This is a genomic window from Mammaliicoccus fleurettii, from assembly GCF_003970575.1.
GTDB classification, from domain to species: domain Bacteria; phylum Bacillota; class Bacilli; order Staphylococcales; family Staphylococcaceae; genus Mammaliicoccus; species Mammaliicoccus fleurettii.
The window spans coordinates 1-18282 of record NZ_RXWZ01000120.1; the positions used below are offsets into that span (position 1 = coordinate 1).

The window sequence follows — 18282 nt, forward strand, 5'->3', positions numbered from 1 at the left end:
GCTAAAATAGTAATATCATTGTTATTTAGACATTTGAAGATTAAGAGGTGTTTAGATTGTCGAATTTTTTTAAAAATAATAAATTAATGTTTTTTCTTATTTCTATGGTCTTATTAATTGTAATAGTTGGTTATTCAGTGAGAGCACAATCAGCATCGCTTAGTGAACAATATGCGAGTGATACATCTTCTTTTGGAGGAAGAATTATCTCTTATCCAGTTACTTTTGTATCAGACTTTTTCTCAAATATCTTCACATCGGATGAAGACATCAACAAATTAAAAGAAGAAGTTAAAAGTACAGACCAAATTAAAGCTGATAAAGTAAGATTAGAAAAAGAAAATAAATCATTGAAAAAAGAGTTAGATATGAAAGATATTTCACAGTTTAATCCAATTTCAGCGACTATTATTGGTAGAAGTCCTGATCAATGGATGAATACAATCATTATTGATAAAGGTAAAAAAAGTGGAATGAAAGAAAATATGGCTGTTATTACGAGTGAAGGTTTAGTTGGAAGAATTAAAAAAGCTAATCAATTTTCTTCACAAGTAGAGTTAATATCTACTAGCGTGAAGACAAGTAAACTATCAGTCGATATTCAACAAGATGAAGAAAATATTTTCGGTATGATAAATCGATATGATGAAGATAAAGATTTATTAGTTATCAGTGATATAGATAATAAATACAATATAAAAAAAGGATCTAAAGTAGTTACAAACGGTTTAGGCGATCAGCTTCCTAAAGGACTACTAGTTGGGAAAGTTGAAAAGGTAGAAAATGATGAGTATGGATTATCTAAAGTTGCATACATAAAAACATCTACAAACATTAAAGACTTGAACCACGTATACGTTGCGAAGAGAGATCCGGAAACAATACCTTCTTCAAAAGAAAGTGGTGAGGAATAATGAGATTTTACGTTATTCCTTTAATTGGCGTTATATTATTCTATTTAGATATCATATTAACGCGTCTATCTCCAATAAATGTCTTTAATGAAACATTTATAGTCGTACCAAGATTAACATTTTTATATTTATTAATTATTGCAGTGTACAAAAATCCTAAAGTAGCAATAATTTTAGCCATCGTAACTGGAATATTCACTGATATTTATTTTGGTGGCATATACGGGGTATATACATTTGGCTATACTATTTTTGTAATAATGATGGATAAATTATTCAAAGTATTTTATAGAGACATATTAATGATGGTAATACTTTTAATATGTTCAGTTGTGTTGTTAGAAATATGGGTAATGATTTTTTATGGATTTTTAGGAATTGCTTCAATTAATATTATCCAAATTATTCTATTTAGATTTATACCAACAGTTTTCTTTAATTTAATTTGTTTAATCATAATTTTTCCGTTTGTTCTAAAATTATTAGAAAGAAATACAAATTAGTTAAAGAATATTGACATCATAGGCTGTAGGTGGTAATCTATTGAAGTTGAGTAGTTTCAGGCTACATACAACCGCTCGATCATAGGTATATAAAGTACGAATGTCACCTATGAATGGCGTGACTTAAAAAATTAGGAGGTGCAAGTATGTTTGCTATAATTGAAACTGGCGGAAAGCAAGTTAAAGTAGAAGAAGGTCAAACAATTTGGGTTGAAAAATTAGACGTAAATGAAGGTGATTCATTCACTTTTGACCAAGTATTATTTGTAGGTGGAGATTCAGTTAAAGTTGGATCACCTGTTGTTGAAGGTGCTTCAGTTACTGCTAAAGTTGAAAAACAAGGACGCGGTAAAAAAATCACTGTTTTCAAATACAAAGCAAAGAAAAACTACAAACGTAAACAAGGTCATCGTCAACCTTACACTAAATTAACTATCGAAAAAATCAACGCGTAAGCAATGATTAATGTAGATATTAGTTTGAATCAAGAAGGGCAAGTTACAGATGTTGAGATGTCTGGACATGCTGATTCAGGTGAATATGGCAAAGACTTAGTCTGTGCTGGAGCTTCAGCAGTCGTCTTTGGTGCAACAAATGCAATCATTGGCTTAACTGATGAAACACCTGATATAGATTACAGTGACGACGGTGGATATTTTCATATACGTAGTGTAAACTTAGAAAATGAACAAGCACAAACATTATTACAAGGTCTCATAATTTCTTTGAAGACAATTGAAGAAGAATATGGACAATATATTAAACTAAATTACAAGTGAGGTGTAACTCATGTTAAAATTAAACTTACAATTTTTCGCATCGAAAAAAGGGGTAGGTTCTACAAGAAACGGACGTGACTCTGAATCAAAACGTTTAGGTGCTAAACGTGCTGACGGTCAATACGTAACAGGTGGTTCTATCTTATATCGTCAACGTGGAACTAAAGTTTTCGCTGGTGAAAACGTAGGTCGCGGTGGAGACGATACATTATTCGCTAAAATCGACGGCGTTGTTAAATTCGAACGTTTTGGTCGTGACAAAAAGAAAGTATCTGTATACGCAGCTGCTGAATAATCACTATATTGAGACACCAGAATTTTTTCTGGTGTTTCTTTTTTTAATCGTATAGTGATAATGTTATAATTAATGTTATGAATATTGATAATATAGGTGATAAAATGAATAATTTAGATGTGTATTTAAAGTCGAGACATGATTTTGTGAATCAATTCCAATTGTTATATACATATAAACAGTTAGGCAAAGATGAAGAGGTTAATTCATTACTTGATGAGTTATACAAAGATTTAAAGCAAGAACAGTTGTTTTTAAATGCACCTTGTAGAAAATTTGTGCGTGAAGTATTTGAACACAAAATATCTACGTCAGGCTCTAAATGGACATTTGAAATTGAATGCTCAAATCATAACTATTATCAGAACAATCTAGAATTAGCAGACAACATTTTATTGGAAATTTACCAATATTTAAAAACAATGATTAAAAGTCAACAAGATGATATTCAAATAAGATTATGTTTAAATGTAGAAGAAGAATTTGTCATTTTGGATGTATTTCTTAATGAATTGACGTTAAATGACAATCAATTAAATACAATGTTTTCCGATTATAATTTTGAAATTTTATCAGGAAACGATAATGCAAAAGAAATAGAATTTTTTATCAATATAAATGAATTAGAGGTGTAAACATGTTTATAGATCAGGTCAAGATTTCGTTGAAAGCTGGTGATGGTGGTAACGGTTTAGTTGCTTTTCGTCGTGAAAAGTATGTTCCATTTGGTGGTCCAGCTGGTGGTGACGGTGGTAAAGGTGCTTCCGTTATATTTGAGGTAGATGAAGGTTTACGTACTTTATTAGACTTTAGATTCCAAAGTAAGTTTAAAGCAGAAAAAGGTGAAAATGGTCAAAGTAGTAACATGCATGGTCGTGGCTCAGATGACTTAATATTAAAAGTGCCACCTGGTACAATTATTAAAAATATTGAAAATGAAGAAGTTTTAGCTGACCTTGTTGAACATGGTCAACGCGCTACAGTCGCAAAAGGTGGACGTGGTGGTAGAGGTAATTCAAGGTTTGCTTCTGCTAGTAATCCCGCACCAGATTTCTGTGAAAATGGTGAACCAGGCGAAGAGCTAGAAGTCACATTAGAACTTAAATTAATGGCAGATGTAGGGCTTGTAGGTTACCCAAGTGTTGGTAAGTCTACATTACTATCTATAGTATCTAAAGCTAAACCGAAAATTGGTGCATATCATTTTACAACGATTAAACCAAATCTTGGTGTCGTTCAAACAAATGATGGTAGAGGATTTGTAATGGCCGATTTACCAGGTTTAATTGAAGGTGCATCAGAAGGTGTCGGTTTAGGACATCAATTTTTAAGACATATTGAAAGAACGAGAGTAATCGTTCATATTATTGATATGAGTGGAATGGAAGGAAGAGATCCATATGATGATTATGTTACAATTAATCGAGAATTAAAATCATATAACGAGAATCTTTCTAGAAGACCACAAATTGTTGTAGCTAATAAAATGGATTTACCTGATTCAGAGACACAATTAGACATGTTTAAAGAACAGTTAGAAGAAGATGTCAAAATACTTCCAATAAGTACTGTTACTAGAAAAAATGTTGACCAGTTATTGTATGAAATTGCAGATTTACTGGATGAAACAGAAGGCATGGATTTTGATAGTGTTGAAGAAGAAACTGGTGTTCATAGAGTTGTATATAAACATGAGAAATCTAGAGATCATTTTGTAATTACAAGAGATGATGATGGAGCATATGTAGTATCTGGTAACTCTATAGAGAGATTATTCAAGATGACTGACTTTAATCGTGATGCAGCTGTAAGAAGATTTGCAAGACAAATGCGTTCAATGGGTATTGATGATGCATTAAGAGAACGTGGAGCATCAAATGGTGATATAGTTAGAATATTAGGTGGAGAATTTGAATTTGTCGAATAGGGCGTGTTCCAATTGAAAAAATCAAATGAATCAACAAAAAGGTTTTATTTAATTAGAGAAGATGTTTTACCAGAATCTGTTCAAAAAACTATTAAAGTTAAAAATGCGTTATTAAAAAATAACAATCTAACAATTTATGATGCAGTTAAAGAATTTAATTTATCAAGAAGTGCGTTTTATAAATATAAAGATACGATATTTCCTATAGATAGATTGGAAGAACAGACGAGGAATTTAACTTTAATTTTATATGTGCAAGATGAAATTGGTATGCTTGCTACAGTTTTAAATAAAATTGCTGAAGTTAAAGGCTCTGTTCTTACGATTCATCAAAGCTTACCAATGAAAAATAGAGCAACTATTACAATTTCATTAAATGCAACAAATATTGAATTATCATTAGATGAACTAATGGATGCAATAAAAGAAAGTCCGTATGTAGATGAAGTAGAAGTCATCGGAATGAGCATGTAAAGGAAGTTATTTAAATGTATGCATATATTAAGGGAAAAGTTACACAGTTATATCCGTCACATATTGTTGTAGAAACGAATGGTATAGGGTATGAAATTCAAACACCAAATTCATATCGTTTTCAGTCAAAACTGGATCAAGAAACACAAGTATATACACAATTAATTGTTCGTGAAGACGCTCAATTATTGTATGGATTTGTTAATCTTGAAGAGAAAGATATGTTTTTAAGTTTGATCAAAGTTACTGGGATAGGACCTAAATCAGCTTTAGCTATTTTGGCATCTAGCACACCAAATGAAGTGGCAATTGCTATTGAAAATGAGAACGAAGCTTATTTAACTAAATTCCCTGGAATTGGTAAGAAAACAGCAAGACAAATTATATTAGACTTAAAAGGAAAATTAATAATTACCGAAGAGTCAGAGCTATTTTCTAATAATAGTCATTCAGATAACGACTTGTTAGAAGAAGCTTTATTAGCTTTAGAAGCTTTAGGTTATTCAAAACGTGAATTAAGTAAAGTTAAAAAAGGTCTAGAAAAAGAATCATTTGATACAGTCGATGCATGTGTTAAAAGAGGTTTAGCATTACTTATTCAGTAAATGGGGTGATTTTTTGGATGAGCGATTAATGGATGAGCATGAACATAACGATGATATCCAAAATGAATTGTCGTTAAGACCAGACACTTTAAGTCAATATATAGGTCAGCATAATATTAAATCTAATTTAGATATTTTTATTAAAGCTGCAAAATTAAGAGAAGAGCCTTTAGATCATTGTCTACTTTATGGACCACCAGGGTTAGGTAAAACAACTTTAGCTCATATTATATCTAATGAGATGGATGTAAACTTAAGAACTGCGAGTGGTCCTTCAATTGAAAGACCAGGAGATTTAGCTGCAATTCTCTCTGCTTTACAACCTGGAGATGTGTTATTTATAGATGAAATACATCGTCTGAGTAGAGTTGTTGAAGAAGTTTTGTATCCTGCTATGGAAGATTTTTTCTTAGATATTGTTGTAGGTAAAGGTGAAGAAGCGAGAAGTATTAGGATTGATTTGCCGCCATTTACATTGGTCGGTGCAACTACTAGAGTAGGTAGTTTATCAGCGCCTTTAAGAGATCGTTTCGGTGTTCATTTGAGATTAGAATATTATGATGATAAAAGCTTAGAAGAAATTATTAAACGTACTGCAGAAGTTTTCAATGTTGAGATAGACGATAAAAGTACCAATGAACTATCTAAACGTAGTAGAGGTACACCACGTATAGCAAATAGATTATTGCGTAGAGTTCGTGATTTTGCTCAAGTTAAAGGTAATCAGTCTATATCAATAGATATAACGAAGCATGCGCTTGATTTATTGCAAGTTGATAAAGAAGGTCTCGACCATATAGATTATAAAATTATGCAATGTATCTTGAATAATTATAAAGGTGGACCGGTTGGATTAGATGCAATAGCTGCAACAATTGGTGAAGAACGTATTACATTAGAAGATGTTTACGAACCGTATTTAATACAAAAAGGCTTTATAGAAAGAACACCTCGTGGTCGTCGTGCTACTGCAATTAGTTATGATCACTTCGAGTATAAAAAGCATTAGGAAAGAGGCAAAGTTTGTGAATATTGAAGATTTCGATTTTGATTTACCTGAATCGTTAATTGCACAAACACCACTGTTAGATCGAGAAAGCAGTAGGTTACTTAAATGTAATAAAAAAACAGGTGAATTAGAAGATTTAACATTTAAAGAAGTTGTAAACCAACTTGCGCCAGGCGATTGTTTAGTTTTAAATGACACTAAAGTGATGCCAGCTAGATTGTTTGGTTTAAAAGAAGAAACAGGTGCAAAGGTTGAAATGCTAATGCTTACTCAACATGAAGATAATGAATGGGAAGTATTAATTAAACCTGCAAAAAGAATAAAAGTAGGTCAGTCTGTGTCTTTCGGTGAAGGGAAAATAATTGCGACTTGCGTTAAAGAATTAGAGCAAGGCGGAAGAATTATGAAACTTTCCTATGAAGGAATTCTACAAGAAAGATTAGATGAACTAGGCGAAATGCCTCTACCTCCATATATTAAAGAACGCTTGGAAGATCAAGATAGATACCAAACTGTTTATGCAAAAGAAGTTGGTTCTGCTGCAGCACCAACTGCAGGATTACATTTTACTGAACATTTATTACAAGAAATTGCTGCGAAAGGTGTTCATATTGCATTCATTACTTTACATGTTGGTTTAGGTACATTTAGACCAGTAAGTGTTGATAATATTGATGATCATGAAATGCATTCTGAATATTACCAGATGACAGCAGAGACTGCTGATTTATTAAATAGAGTTAAATCAGAAGGTAATAAAATCATTTCGGTTGGCACAACATCTACACGAACTTTAGAAACGATTCGATCTAAAAATGATGAATTTGTAGAAGCAAGTGGATGGACAGATATCTTTATTTATCCTGGATATGAGTTTAAAGCAATTGATGGACTTATTACAAATTTCCATTTACCAAAATCTACTTTAATAATGCTTGTATCAGCACTTTCAACAAGAGAAAATATACTTCATGCATATCAACATGCAGTAGATGAAAAATATAGATTTTTTAGTTTTGGAGATGCAATGATATTAATATAGAAAAGGAGTAACAACATGCCTGCAGTAACATATGAGCACATAAAGACTTGTAAACAGTCTGGTGCAAGATTAGGAATTGTTCATACGCCACATGGTTCATTTGAAACACCAATGTTCATGCCTGTCGGAACAAAAGCAACGGTTAAAACAATGAGTCCTGAAGAACTTAAACAAATGGAAGCTAAAATCATTTTAAGTAATACCTATCATTTGTGGTTACAACCTGGAAGTGATATCATTTCTAAAGTGGGTGGATTACATAAGTTTATGAATTGGGATGGACCGATACTTACTGATTCTGGAGGCTTTCAAGTATTTAGTTTAAGTGATATGAGAAAGATTGAAGAAGAAGGAGTGCATTTTAGACATCATTTAAATGGTTCTAAATTGTTTTTAAGTCCTGAAAAAGCTATGCATATTCAAAATGATCTTGGTTCAGACATAATGATGGCATTTGATGAATGTCCTCCTATGCCTTCTGAATATGAATATGTAAAAAATTCTATTGAAAGAACTTCTAGATGGGCTGAAAGATGTCTTGAAGCTCATCAACGTCCAGAAGATCAAGCTTTATTCGGCATAATCCAAGGTGGAGAATACAAGGATCTTAGAGAGCAAAGTGCTAAAGATTTAGTTTCACTTGATTTTCCTGGCTATGCAATTGGTGGCTTATCAGTAGGTGAACCGAAACCTGTAATGTACAGAATGGTTGAACACACTGCGCCATTAATGCCATTTAATAAACCAAGATATTTAATGGGAGTTGGTTCTCCAGATGCATTGATTGAATGCTCTATAAGAGGTATCGATATGTTTGACTGCGTATTACCAACGCGTATAGCAAGAAATGGTACATGCATGACTTCTCAAGGTAGAGTCGTGATTAAGAACGCTAAATATCAGCAGGATTTATCACCACTAGATCCTGAGTGTGATTGCTACACTTGTAGAAACTATACTAAAGCATATTTGCGTCATCTGATTAAAGCAGATGAAACATTTGGAATTCGTCTTACTACATATCATAATTTGTATTTCTTATTAAAACTTATGGAGAATATACGCCAAGCAATAAGAGAAGATCGATTACTTGATTTTAAAGATGAATTTTTTGAACAGTATGGACTAAATGTAGATAACCCCAAAAACTTTTAAAGGAGCTTGAATATGGAAGTATTAGTACAACTATTACCTATTATTTTAATTTTTGCACTTGTTTGGTTCTTAATGATTAGACCACAACAAAAACGAGCAAAAGAGCATCGTGAATTATTAAACCGTTTAGAAGTAGGTCAAAAAGTAACTTCAATCGGTGGAATTAAAGGAACAGTTAGAGCAGTTGACGAATCAATCGTTGTTGTTTCTGTTAATGATAAAGGTCAAGAAATCACATTTGAAAAACCAGCTATTAAACAAGTAGACCCTTCATAAAATTGTTTACTTTTTAAGAAAATTGGTTTATTATTATTTATCATATTTAATGTTAAAAGACATGGTTATCCATGTCTTTTTTTGATATATGAATGATATGGCTATTCAATCACTGCTAATGTATGCTATAACATATATAGTGAATCAAATTACGTAAGAGGTGTTATCGTGAAAAAGCGGAGTAGAATTGTAGCCTTTTTACTTCTTGCAGTGTTGGTTTTTAGTTTAATAGGATCAACTACAAAAGATATAACAAAGAATGTAAATTTAGGCTTAGACTTACAAGGTGGATTTGAAGTATTATATCAAGTTAATCCTTTAGATAAGGATGACAAGATAGATACTGAAGCTGTTAAATCAACTGCAAAAACATTAGAGTCACGTGTTAACGTATTAGGTGTCTCTGAACCGAAGATTCAAGTTGAAGAAGGTAACCGAATACGCGTTCAATTAGCTGGTATTAAAGACCAAGATGAAGCTCGTGAAGTACTTTCTACACAAGCAAATTTAACAATCAGAGATGCTAAAGACAGAGTTTTATTATCTGGTAAAGATTTAGTTCAAGGTGGCGCTAAACAAGGATTTAAAGATAATACAAACGAAGTTGCAGTTACATTGAAATTGAAAGATGCTAAGAAATTTAAAGAAGTAACTGAAAAAGTCTCTAAAATGAATCCTAATCTAATGGTTATTTGGATGGATTATGAAAAAGGAGATAGTTACGCTAAAGAGGCTAAAAAAGAGCAAGAAGGTAAAGAGCCTAAGTATATTTCAGCAGCATCTGTTAGTAAGCCAATTAATTCAGAAAATGTAGAAATTTCTGGTGGCTTCGATGGAGAAAAAGGTGTTAAAGAAGCTAAACAAATTGCTGATTTATTAAATTCAGGTTCATTACCTGTTAAACTAGATGAAGTTTATTCTACATCTGTTGGTGCTCAATTTGGTAAAGATGCATTAAATGAAACAGTGCTTGCTTCTTCAATTGGTGTAGGCATTATATTCTTATTTATGCTCATTTATTATCGATTACCAGGTATTGTTGCTGTAATAACGCTAAGTGCTTATGTGTACTTAACATTACTAGCTTTCAACTTTATTTCAGGTGTGTTAACACTCCCTGGACTTGCAGCTTTAGTTTTAGGTGTAGGTATGGCAGTCGATGCTAATATTATTATGTATGAGCGGATTAAAGATGAGTTGCGTATAGGAAGGACATTACAACAAGCCTTTAAAAAAGGTTCTGGTTCTTCATTCATTACAATACTTGATGCTAACTTAACAACAATTTTAGCGGCATTAGTATTATTTGTATTTGGTGAAAGTTCCGTAAAAGGTTTCGCAACTATGTTATTATTAGCGATTTTAATGAGTTTCGTTACTTCTGTATTCTTTACTAGAATCTTATTGTCATTACTTGTTAACTCAAACTACTTTAAGAAAAAATATAATTGGTTTGGTGTTTCTAAGAAAGATAGACATGATATAAGTGAAAGATTGGATATTCACGACTTAAAAACACCATATGATAAAGTTAACTTTGTTAAGTTAGCTAAACCATTATTAACGTTTAGTATTATCACGATCATTGTTGGTGCGATTATTGTATCTATATTTAGATTGAATTTAGGTATCGACTTTACAAGTGGTACTCGAGTTGATTTACAATCAGATCAAGCAATCAAAACTGAACAAGTGTCTAAACAATTTAAAGATATGGGATTAGAACCTTCACAAGTTACAACGAGTGGATCAGGTAATAAGATGGCAACAGTCCAATTTAAAGATGCTTTAGATAAGTCTGAAATCAAAAAGGTTAAATCAGACTTTGGAGATAAATTAGGACATGATCCGAACGTTAGTACTGTATCACCAGTTGTCGGCCAAGAGTTGGCAATGAACGCACTAAAAGCTATGCTTTACGCGGCTATAGGTATTGTTTTATACGTAACATTCAGGTTTGAATGGAGAATGGGTACAACAGCCGTATTAGCCTTACTACATGATGTGTTCATGATTGTTGCAGTATTCAGCTTATTCAGACTTGAAGTTGATATAACATTCATCGCTGCAGTACTAACAATTATTGGTTATTCGATTAACGATACGATCGTTACGTTTGACCGTGTAAGAGAAAACTTACGTAAAGTTAAAGTCATTACAAAACCAGAAACAATTGATATGATTGTTAACTCTTCAATTAGACAAACAATGACGAGATCGATTAATACAGTATTAACAGTAGTAATAGTTGTTGTAGCATTATTAATACTTGGTTCTTCAAGTATCTTCAACTTCTCACTAGCCTTATTAATTGGTTTAGTTTCAGGTGTATTCTCATCTGTATTCGTTGCAGTCCCATTATGGGGTATATTGAAAAAACGACAACTTAAGAAATCAGAGAATGGTAAATTAGTTGTTTATGAAGAGAAAAAATCAAACGACGAAAAAATATTAGTTTAATCATTGTTGAAACCTGTCCTCAAAAGAGGGCAGGTTTTTTTATGCTAAAAATTGAATATATTTTATGAATCGTAATCATTGGTTGTAGATGCTTGCTTTTGTTATGCTTAAATTGTTTAGTAGAGAAAGTAAGATATTTCATGTATAATGTTTTGAGTAGAAATGAGGAGATTTGTTATGACTAAAGCGCGTTATCAATGGCTTGTATCTGATAGTAATCAAGGTATTGATCAACAAATAATAAAAAAATTTAATATTTCCCCACTGTTAGAAAAAACATTAATTTCTAAAGGTTATACAACTGAAGATGAAATTGAAAAGTTATTATCTAAAGAAGTTTTATTCCATGATCCTATGCTGTTAAGTGATATGGAAAAAGCAACTACAAGAATACATAAAGCAATAGAAAATGACGAAAGAATATTAGTCTATGGTGACTATGATGCTGATGGTGTAACCTCAACTACTATTCTTGTGAAGACTTTAGAATCACTTGGTGCAACAGTTGGATGGTATATTCCAAATAGATTTACAGAAGGATATGGGCCAAGTGAAGCAGCTTTTAGAAATGCACATGATGAAGGCGTGACTTTAATTATTACTGTAGATAATGGTGTTCAAGGACATCATGAAATTGATATAGCAAATGAATTAGGCATAGATGTTATTGTTACAGATCATCATGAGTTTGGCGAAACAAAGCCTAATGCATATGCAATCGTGCATCCGATGCATCCAGATTTTAATTATCCATTTGAGTATTTAGCTGGTGTCGGTGTTTCATATAAACTATCAAAAGCGCTTAAAAATGATTTGCCAGAATCATTTCTTGGATTAGTCGCAATCGGTACGATTGCCGATTTAGTGAGCTTAACAGACGAGAACAGGTATATGGTAAAACAAGGATTAAGAGTATTAAATGAGAATCCATCTTCTGGAATTAAAGCTTTATTAGAAGTTGCTGATTATCATGACGAAGTAACTGAACAAACTGTAGGCTTTATTATTGGACCGAGATTAAACGCTGTTGGCCGACTTGATGATGCTAGGTTAGCTGGTGAATTGCTTATGAGTGAAGATTATGATGAAGCAACTTTCCTTGCTGAAGAAGTGGATCAATTTAATACAGAAAGAAAATCTATAGTTGAAACGATTACTGAAGAAGCGATGGAGTTAGCTGAAATAGAAAAACAACAAAATGCACAATTTCTAATTCTTGCAAAAGAAAATTGGAATGAAGGCGTACTAGGTATTGTCGCTTCAAGAATAGTTGAAAAATATCATTTACCAACAATCGTACTCAATGTGGATATAGATAAGAATCATGCTAAAGGTTCTGCAAGAAGTATCGAACAAGTTTCAATGTTTGAATTTCTTCAAAAACATGGAGAACTTATTCAAAAATTCGGTGGCCATCATATGGCAGCAGGGATGACTTTAGAAATTGATGCGGTAGAACCTTTAAAAAAAGCTTTGAATGAAGAAATGGCTAAGCTAGCTGATGGTAAACCGTTATTGCCACAATTAATTGTTGATGCTGAGATAGAAACATCAGATATAACTGTAGATAATATTTTTGATTTAGAAAGATTACGACCGTTTGGAACAGATATAGCTGCACCATTGTTTTCTATAAAGAATGTGCAAGTTAAATCTGCAAAAGGAATCGGACAAGGTGAGAAACATCTTAAACTAACTTTAACTGATAAAAATATAGCAGCTTTACATTGGAATTTTGGACAATTGGTCCATGATATATCAAATGATACATTGATTAATGTTGCTGGAAGCTTAAATGTTAATGAATGGAACAGTCATCAGTCACCTCAAATAATACTTAAAGATTTAGAATTAAGTAATGACCATACTGTTTTTGATTATAGAAGCAAAAATAAACATGATTTATTAAAAATCAATCAAGAGAATGCTTTATTTATTATTAATCAATCAGAAGAAAAAGTGAATGATCAGTATATTCATTATGGTGAAACTTTTGATAATGAAATCGAAACGTGTGTTTTAAGAGATTTACCAGATGATATTGAAGCGTTTAAGCGTACATTGAATGGAATAAAGGCTGAAAAATATTATTTAGTATTTAAAGGACAATCAAATTCTTATTTTGAGGGCATACCTAATGAACAGAAGTTTAAAGCGGTATACAAAGCGTTATATAGCAAAAAAGAAACTAACATTCAAACTGATGGTATGAAGATATGTGAAACATTAAAAATTAAACCTAATCAATTAAAATTCATTTTAAATTGCTTTTATGAGCTGAACTTTATTACAATAAAAAATGGTATAATTGAAATAAATAAAGATGCGGAAAAAAATGAAATACAAAACGCACCGTTATATCAAGCAAGGAAACAACAAATAGAAATAGAAAAGACATTGTTGTACAATGACAGTCAGTCTCTAATTAACTGGGTTCAATCGTTGTTAAGCAACACTGAGGAGGAAATATAATGGATTTAAAGCAATATGTTTCAGAAGTACAGAATTGGCCGAAAGAAGGCGTCAATTTTAAAGACATCACTACAATAATGGATAATGGTGAAGCTTACAAATATGCTACAGACCAAATCGTTCAATATGCACATGATAAAGAAGTAGATTTAGTAGTTGGACCAGAAGCTAGAGGATTTATCATTGGCTGTCCAGTATCATATGCTATGGGTATTGGTTTTGCTCCAGTACGTAAAGAAGGTAAATTACCTCGTGAAGTGATTCGTTACGAATATGATTTAGAATATGGATCTAATGTATTAACTATGCACAAAGATGCTATTAAACCAGGACAACGCGTATTAATTACAGATGATTTATTAGCAACAGGAGGCACAATTGAGGCTGCTATACATCTAGTAGAATCATTAGGTGGTATAGTAGTAGGAATAGCTTTCTTAATTGAATTAAAATATTTAAATGGTATTGATAAACTTAAAGGTTATGATGTTGTTTCCCTAATTTCTTATGATGAATAAAATAATAACAAAATAGTCACTATGTGAATATTTTGTTTCTGACTGTCGACAAACTCAAACTTTGTTGGCAGTTTTTTATTTATAATTATTGTATAGTGCTGATAAGCGTTGCGTTAAAAGCAGATTCTAGCAAACTTGCTGATAAGGATAGCTACGAAAATAAAATAAAATAGTCACAATTAACGGTGGCGTATTACTATTAAAAATTGCTATAATAGTAATATTAAAGAGATTTAATATGATGAGGTGGTGTCCCTATGAATAAAGAATATCCTTATAGTGCTGATGATGTATTATATAAAGCTAAAAGCTATTTATCTGCAGATGCATATCGTCTAGTTGAAAAAAGTTATGATTTGGCTTTTAAAGCGCATCAAGGACAAATTAGAAAGAATAATTTGCCTTACATTATGCACCCTATACAAGTTGCTGGTATTTTAACAGAGATGAAATTGGATGGTCCGACAATTGTTGCTGGATTCCTTCATGATGTTATTGAGGATACACCTTATACGTATGATGACTTAGTAGAAATGTTTAACGAAGAAGTTGCAATAATCGTTGATGGTGTTACTAAATTAAAAAAAGTTAAATATAAATCGAAAGAAACTCAACAAGCTGAAAATCATCGTAAATTATTTATAGCTATCGCTAAAGATGTCCGTGTAATTTTAGTTAAATTAGCTGATAGACTACATAATGTTAGAACTTTAAAGGCAATGCCTAAAGAAAAGCAAAAAAGAATTGCTAAAGAAACGTTAGAAATCTATGCACCACTTGCACATAGGTTAGGGATTAATACAATTAAATGGGAATTAGAAGATATCTCATTAAGATATATTGACAGTGTTCAATATTTCAGAATTGTTAATCTCATGAAAAAGAAAAGAAGTGAACGTGAAACATATATTTCAAATGCTATTAGAGATATTAGTTCAGAAATGGAAGTTATGAATATTTCTGGCGATATTAGTGGTAGACCGAAACATATTTACAGCATTTATAGAAAAATGGTTAAGCAAAAAAAACAATTCGAACAAATTTTTGATTTATTGGCTATTAGAGTAATTGTGCCATCTATTAAAGATTGTTATGCAGTGCTAGGACTTGTACACACATTATGGAAACCTATGCCTGGTAGATTTAAAGATTATATTGCTATGCCCAAACAAAATATGTATCAGTCACTCCATACAACAGTTGTTGGTCCGAATGGTGACCCTTTAGAAATTCAAATTAGAACATATGAAATGCATGAAATAGCTGAGCATGGTGTTGCAGCGCATTGGGCTTATAAAGAAGGAAAAAATTTAAGCAATAAATCAGAAGAATATTTACAAAAAATGAGCTGGTTACAAGAAATAGCTGAAACAGACAACACGTCTCCAGATGCAGAAGAATTTATGGAGTCATTAAAGTATGATTTACAGAGTGATAAAGTTTATGTATTCACACCAGAAAGTGATGTTGTTGAATTACCATATGGTGCAGTGCCAATTGATTTTGCATATTCTGTACATAGTGAGATAGGCAATAAAATGATCGGTGCAAAAGTGAACGGAAAAATAGTACCGATCGATTATAAATTATCAACTGGGGATATTGTAGAGATTAGGACAAGCAAACATTCTTATGGACCAAGTCGAGATTGGTTAAAGATTGTCCGTTCTTCAAGTGCAAAAAGTAAAATTCGTAGTTTCTTTAAAAAGCAAGATCGCTCTGCCAATATTGAAAAAGGTAAATTTATGATAGAAGCAGAAATTAAAGAACAAGGATTTAATGTTGATGAAGTACTTACTTCAGAAAATATCAAAATCGTAAATGACAAATACAATTTCTCAAATGAATCTGACTTATATGCAGCAGTAGGTTTTGGAGGTATTACTTCATTACAAGCTGTGAATAGACTTTCAGAGAAAATTAGACAAGAACGTAAAAAACAATCACTTAACCAAGTTCAAGAAGTGAGTAAATCAATCCCGATTAAAGAAGATATTCGAACTGAAACCGGTGTTTATGTTGAAGGTTTAGATAATATGCTAATCAAACTTTCAAAATGTTGTAATCCAATACCTGGTGATGAAATTATAGGATATATTACAAAAGGTCATGGTGTTAAAGTACATCGCAAAGATTGTCCTAACATTGTAAACGAAACAGAACGCTTAATAAATGTCGAATGGGTTAAGAACATCAATGAACAAAAGAATTACCAAGTAGATTTAGAAATTACCGGATATGACAGAAATGGTTTACTCAATGAAGTATTACAAGTTGTTAATGCAATTAAAGTACAATTAGTAAAAGTTTCTGGAAAAGCTGATATAGATAAAAATGCTGTTATAAACATTAGTGTTATGGTTAAAAATGTCAATGATGTCTATAGAATCGTTGATCGCATTAAACAATTAGGTGATATTTATACAGTTAGTCGTGTATGGAATTAAGAGGTGAATGTTTTTGAAAGTTGTTTTGCAAAAAGTCAGCCAAGCAAAAGTAACATCTGATAATACTCAAAATGCAATAAATAAAGGTTTTTTATTATTAGTTGGTGTAGGAGAAGAATCAACTTATAAAGATGCAGAAGTTCTAGCTAAGAAAATTGCAAAAACTAGAATATTTGAAGATAGTGATGGAAAAATGAATTTAGATATTCATCAAGTCGAAGGTGAAATATTATCTATATCACAATTTACGATTTATGCTTCCGTTAAGAAAGGGAATCGACCAGGATTTTCGAATGCGAAAAGTCCAGACGAAGCTTTAAAAATATACGAATATTTTAATGAGCAACTAGAAGCATATAATATTAAAGTAAAAACAGGTGAATTTGGCGCACATATGGAAGTGGCTTTAACGAATGATGGACCTATTACAATTATTTTTGAGAGTAAGGATGGTAACATTCAATGAACCGAATTAATTTATGGTTTAAAAAAAGAAAGATAAAGCCAGTACCAGTTATAAGTGCAGCTGTTTTACTATTAGTATTATTGATTATTATTATAAATTTAATAATACCTAATGAAGGTGAACCTAAGACATTAACCATGAAAGAAGATAATGAGCTAAGGACTGGACCAGCAGCATATTATCCAATCATTTTTGATGTCAAAAAAGGTGATGATTTTGAAATTACGGATAGACAAGATAAATGGTTTGAAGTTAAAAATGATAATAATGAAAAAGGCTGGATAGCTGGATGGCATACTAATTTAGATATAAAAGAAGATGTAAATCCAGTTTTAAAACCGTTAAAAGATAAAGTTATTGTGTTAGATCCTGGTCATGGCGGTAGTGATCAAGGTGCGTCGAGTTCTAAAAATAAAAATGTAACTGAAAAAGAAATTACTTTAAAAACAGCTAAAGAACTTAAAAAGATGCTAGAAGATGATGGCGCAAAAGTTAAAATGACAAGAGATAAAGATGAGTACATTAAATTAAAAGACAGACAAGAAGATGGGGATGTATTTATAAGCATTCACAATGATGCTCTTGATTCATCTGGACCTCATGGCTTAACTGTTTATTATCATCATGATAGTCAACAAGATTTTGCAAAAACGTTACACACATCCATTAATCAAAAATCAATTCTTTCAGATAGAGGCGTTAGAAACGAAAACTTCCAAGTTATTCGTCAAACTAAAATGCCTGGTGTATTATTAGAATTAGGATATATTAGTAATCCAACTGATGAAGATTTAATAGTAGATCGAAAATATCGACATATAGTTGAATCTGGAATAGTAGATGGATTGAAAGTTTACTTTTCAAATTAGATATTGACTGATTCTACTTATGGGTTTAATATTAATATAAATTATTAAATATCTTATATACCGTATATTCT

Annotated in this window: 19 protein-coding genes and 1 other annotated feature; all 19 genes read left to right on the forward strand. The window is 31.7% G+C overall.

From position 1 onward, the window contains the following. Positions 1-56: 56 nt before the first annotated feature. Entirely contained in the window at positions 57-914 is an 858-nt protein-coding gene (gene mreC, locus CD129_RS09105) for a rod shape-determining protein MreC (protein ID WP_115337362.1), read from the forward strand. Continuing rightward, complete coding sequence (gene mreD / locus CD129_RS09110) at positions 914-1417, forward strand: rod shape-determining protein MreD (RefSeq protein WP_078356449.1); 504 nt, start codon at positions 914-916, stop codon at positions 1415-1417. The genes mreC and mreD overlap by 1 nt, the downstream gene beginning before the upstream one ends. 59 nt (positions 1418-1476) lie before the next feature. Further along, positions 1477-1551 (forward strand) — a sequence feature (ribosomal protein L21 leader region). A 12-nt stretch (positions 1552-1563) separates the two neighbouring features. Continuing rightward, positions 1564-1872 carry a 50S ribosomal protein L21 gene (rplU, locus tag CD129_RS09115; protein ID WP_016911517.1) on the forward strand — a complete coding sequence of 103 codons (309 nt, stop codon included), beginning with the start codon at positions 1564-1566 and terminating at the stop codon, positions 1870-1872. A 3-nt stretch (positions 1873-1875) separates the two neighbouring features. Then, the gene (locus tag CD129_RS09120) at positions 1876-2196 is read left to right on the forward strand and encodes a ribosomal-processing cysteine protease Prp (protein ID WP_016911518.1); all 321 of its coding nucleotides are present in this window, start codon (positions 1876-1878) and stop codon (positions 2194-2196) included. Positions 2197-2206: 10 nt separating this feature from the next. Further along, positions 2207-2491, forward strand: coding sequence for a 50S ribosomal protein L27 (gene rpmA, locus CD129_RS09125; RefSeq protein ID WP_016911519.1), 285 nt, complete (start codon positions 2207-2209; stop codon positions 2489-2491). A 104-nt stretch (positions 2492-2595) separates the two neighbouring features. Then, positions 2596-3126, forward strand: coding sequence for a Spo0B domain-containing protein (locus CD129_RS09130; RefSeq protein ID WP_115337363.1), 531 nt, complete (start codon positions 2596-2598; stop codon positions 3124-3126). 2 nt (positions 3127-3128) lie between these two features. Then, complete coding sequence (obgE, locus tag CD129_RS09135) at positions 3129-4418, forward strand: GTPase ObgE (RefSeq protein ID WP_078356451.1); 1290 nt, start codon at positions 3129-3131, stop codon at positions 4416-4418. A 12-nt stretch (positions 4419-4430) separates the two neighbouring features. Beyond that, positions 4431-4892, forward strand: a complete 462-nt coding sequence (locus tag CD129_RS09140; RefSeq protein WP_078356452.1) for an ACT domain-containing protein — start codon at positions 4431-4433, stop codon at positions 4890-4892. A gap of 14 nt (positions 4893-4906) precedes the next feature. Beyond that, positions 4907-5497, forward strand: coding sequence for a Holliday junction branch migration protein RuvA (gene ruvA, locus CD129_RS09145; protein WP_107509059.1), 591 nt, complete (start codon positions 4907-4909; stop codon positions 5495-5497). Between the two features lie 28 nt (positions 5498-5525). Then, a complete protein-coding gene (gene ruvB, locus CD129_RS09150) occupies positions 5526-6506 on the forward strand; it encodes a Holliday junction branch migration DNA helicase RuvB (RefSeq protein ID WP_404932019.1) in 981 nt (326 codons plus the stop codon). Between the two features lie 16 nt (positions 6507-6522). Beyond that, positions 6523-7548: a tRNA preQ1(34) S-adenosylmethionine ribosyltransferase-isomerase QueA gene (gene queA, locus CD129_RS09155; protein WP_107509060.1), complete on the forward strand. Its 1026-nt coding sequence runs from the start codon at positions 6523-6525 to the stop codon at positions 7546-7548. Positions 7549-7563: 15 nt separating this feature from the next. Further along, positions 7564-8703 (forward strand): tRNA guanosine(34) transglycosylase Tgt, encoded by a 1140-nt coding sequence (gene tgt, locus CD129_RS09160; RefSeq protein ID WP_078356456.1) that lies wholly within the window; start codon positions 7564-7566, stop codon positions 8701-8703. Between the two features lie 12 nt (positions 8704-8715). Continuing rightward, the gene (gene yajC, locus CD129_RS09165) at positions 8716-8979 is read left to right on the forward strand and encodes a preprotein translocase subunit YajC (RefSeq protein ID WP_016911527.1); all 264 of its coding nucleotides are present in this window, start codon (positions 8716-8718) and stop codon (positions 8977-8979) included. A gap of 168 nt (positions 8980-9147) precedes the next feature. After that, positions 9148-11439 carry a protein translocase subunit SecDF gene (gene secDF / locus CD129_RS09170; protein ID WP_107509061.1) on the forward strand — a complete coding sequence of 764 codons (2292 nt, stop codon included), beginning with the start codon at positions 9148-9150 and terminating at the stop codon, positions 11437-11439. A 177-nt stretch (positions 11440-11616) separates the two neighbouring features. Next, complete coding sequence (gene recJ / locus CD129_RS09175; RefSeq protein WP_115337364.1) at positions 11617-13911, forward strand: single-stranded-DNA-specific exonuclease RecJ; 2295 nt, start codon at positions 11617-11619, stop codon at positions 13909-13911. Then, a complete protein-coding gene (locus CD129_RS09180) occupies positions 13911-14429 on the forward strand; it encodes an adenine phosphoribosyltransferase (protein ID WP_078356459.1) in 519 nt (172 codons plus the stop codon). The genes recJ and CD129_RS09180 overlap by 1 nt, the downstream gene beginning before the upstream one ends. A 257-nt stretch (positions 14430-14686) precedes the next feature. Then, on the forward strand, positions 14687-16876 hold the full coding sequence (locus tag CD129_RS09185; protein ID WP_115337365.1) for a RelA/SpoT family protein: 2190 nt from the start codon (positions 14687-14689) through the stop codon (positions 16874-16876). A gap of 13 nt (positions 16877-16889) precedes the next feature. Continuing rightward, positions 16890-17342 carry a D-aminoacyl-tRNA deacylase gene (dtd, locus tag CD129_RS09190; protein ID WP_078356461.1) on the forward strand — a complete coding sequence of 151 codons (453 nt, stop codon included), beginning with the start codon at positions 16890-16892 and terminating at the stop codon, positions 17340-17342. After that, positions 17339-18211: an N-acetylmuramoyl-L-alanine amidase family protein gene (locus CD129_RS09195; protein WP_115337366.1), complete on the forward strand. Its 873-nt coding sequence runs from the start codon at positions 17339-17341 to the stop codon at positions 18209-18211. Before dtd ends, CD129_RS09195 begins: the two co-directional genes overlap by 4 nt. Positions 18212-18282 lie beyond the last annotated feature (71 nt).

Coding starts and splice junctions, on each gene's coding strand:
- recJ (WP_115337364.1), top strand. CDS start 11,617: ATGACTAAAGCGCGTTATCAATGGCTTGTATCTGATAGTAATCAAGGT.
- mreD (WP_078356449.1), top strand. CDS start 914: ATGAGATTTTACGTTATTCCTTTAATTGGCGTTATATTATTCTATTTA.
- ruvA (WP_107509059.1), top strand. CDS start 4,907: ATGTATGCATATATTAAGGGAAAAGTTACACAGTTATATCCGTCACAT.
- CD129_RS09120 (WP_016911518.1), top strand. CDS start 1,876: ATGATTAATGTAGATATTAGTTTGAATCAAGAAGGGCAAGTTACAGAT.
- CD129_RS09130 (WP_115337363.1), top strand. CDS start 2,596: ATGAATAATTTAGATGTGTATTTAAAGTCGAGACATGATTTTGTGAAT.
- CD129_RS09180 (WP_078356459.1), top strand. CDS start 13,911: ATGGATTTAAAGCAATATGTTTCAGAAGTACAGAATTGGCCGAAAGAA.
- CD129_RS09185 (WP_115337365.1), top strand. CDS start 14,687: ATGAATAAAGAATATCCTTATAGTGCTGATGATGTATTATATAAAGCT.
- tgt (WP_078356456.1), top strand. CDS start 7,564: ATGCCTGCAGTAACATATGAGCACATAAAGACTTGTAAACAGTCTGGT.
- CD129_RS09195 (WP_115337366.1), top strand. CDS start 17,339: ATGAACCGAATTAATTTATGGTTTAAAAAAAGAAAGATAAAGCCAGTA.
- rplU (WP_016911517.1), top strand. CDS start 1,564: ATGTTTGCTATAATTGAAACTGGCGGAAAGCAAGTTAAAGTAGAAGAA.
- yajC (WP_016911527.1), top strand. CDS start 8,716: ATGGAAGTATTAGTACAACTATTACCTATTATTTTAATTTTTGCACTT.
- rpmA (WP_016911519.1), top strand. CDS start 2,207: ATGTTAAAATTAAACTTACAATTTTTCGCATCGAAAAAAGGGGTAGGT.
- ruvB (WP_404932019.1), top strand. CDS start 5,526: ATGGATGAGCATGAACATAACGATGATATCCAAAATGAATTGTCGTTA.
- obgE (WP_078356451.1), top strand. CDS start 3,129: ATGTTTATAGATCAGGTCAAGATTTCGTTGAAAGCTGGTGATGGTGGT.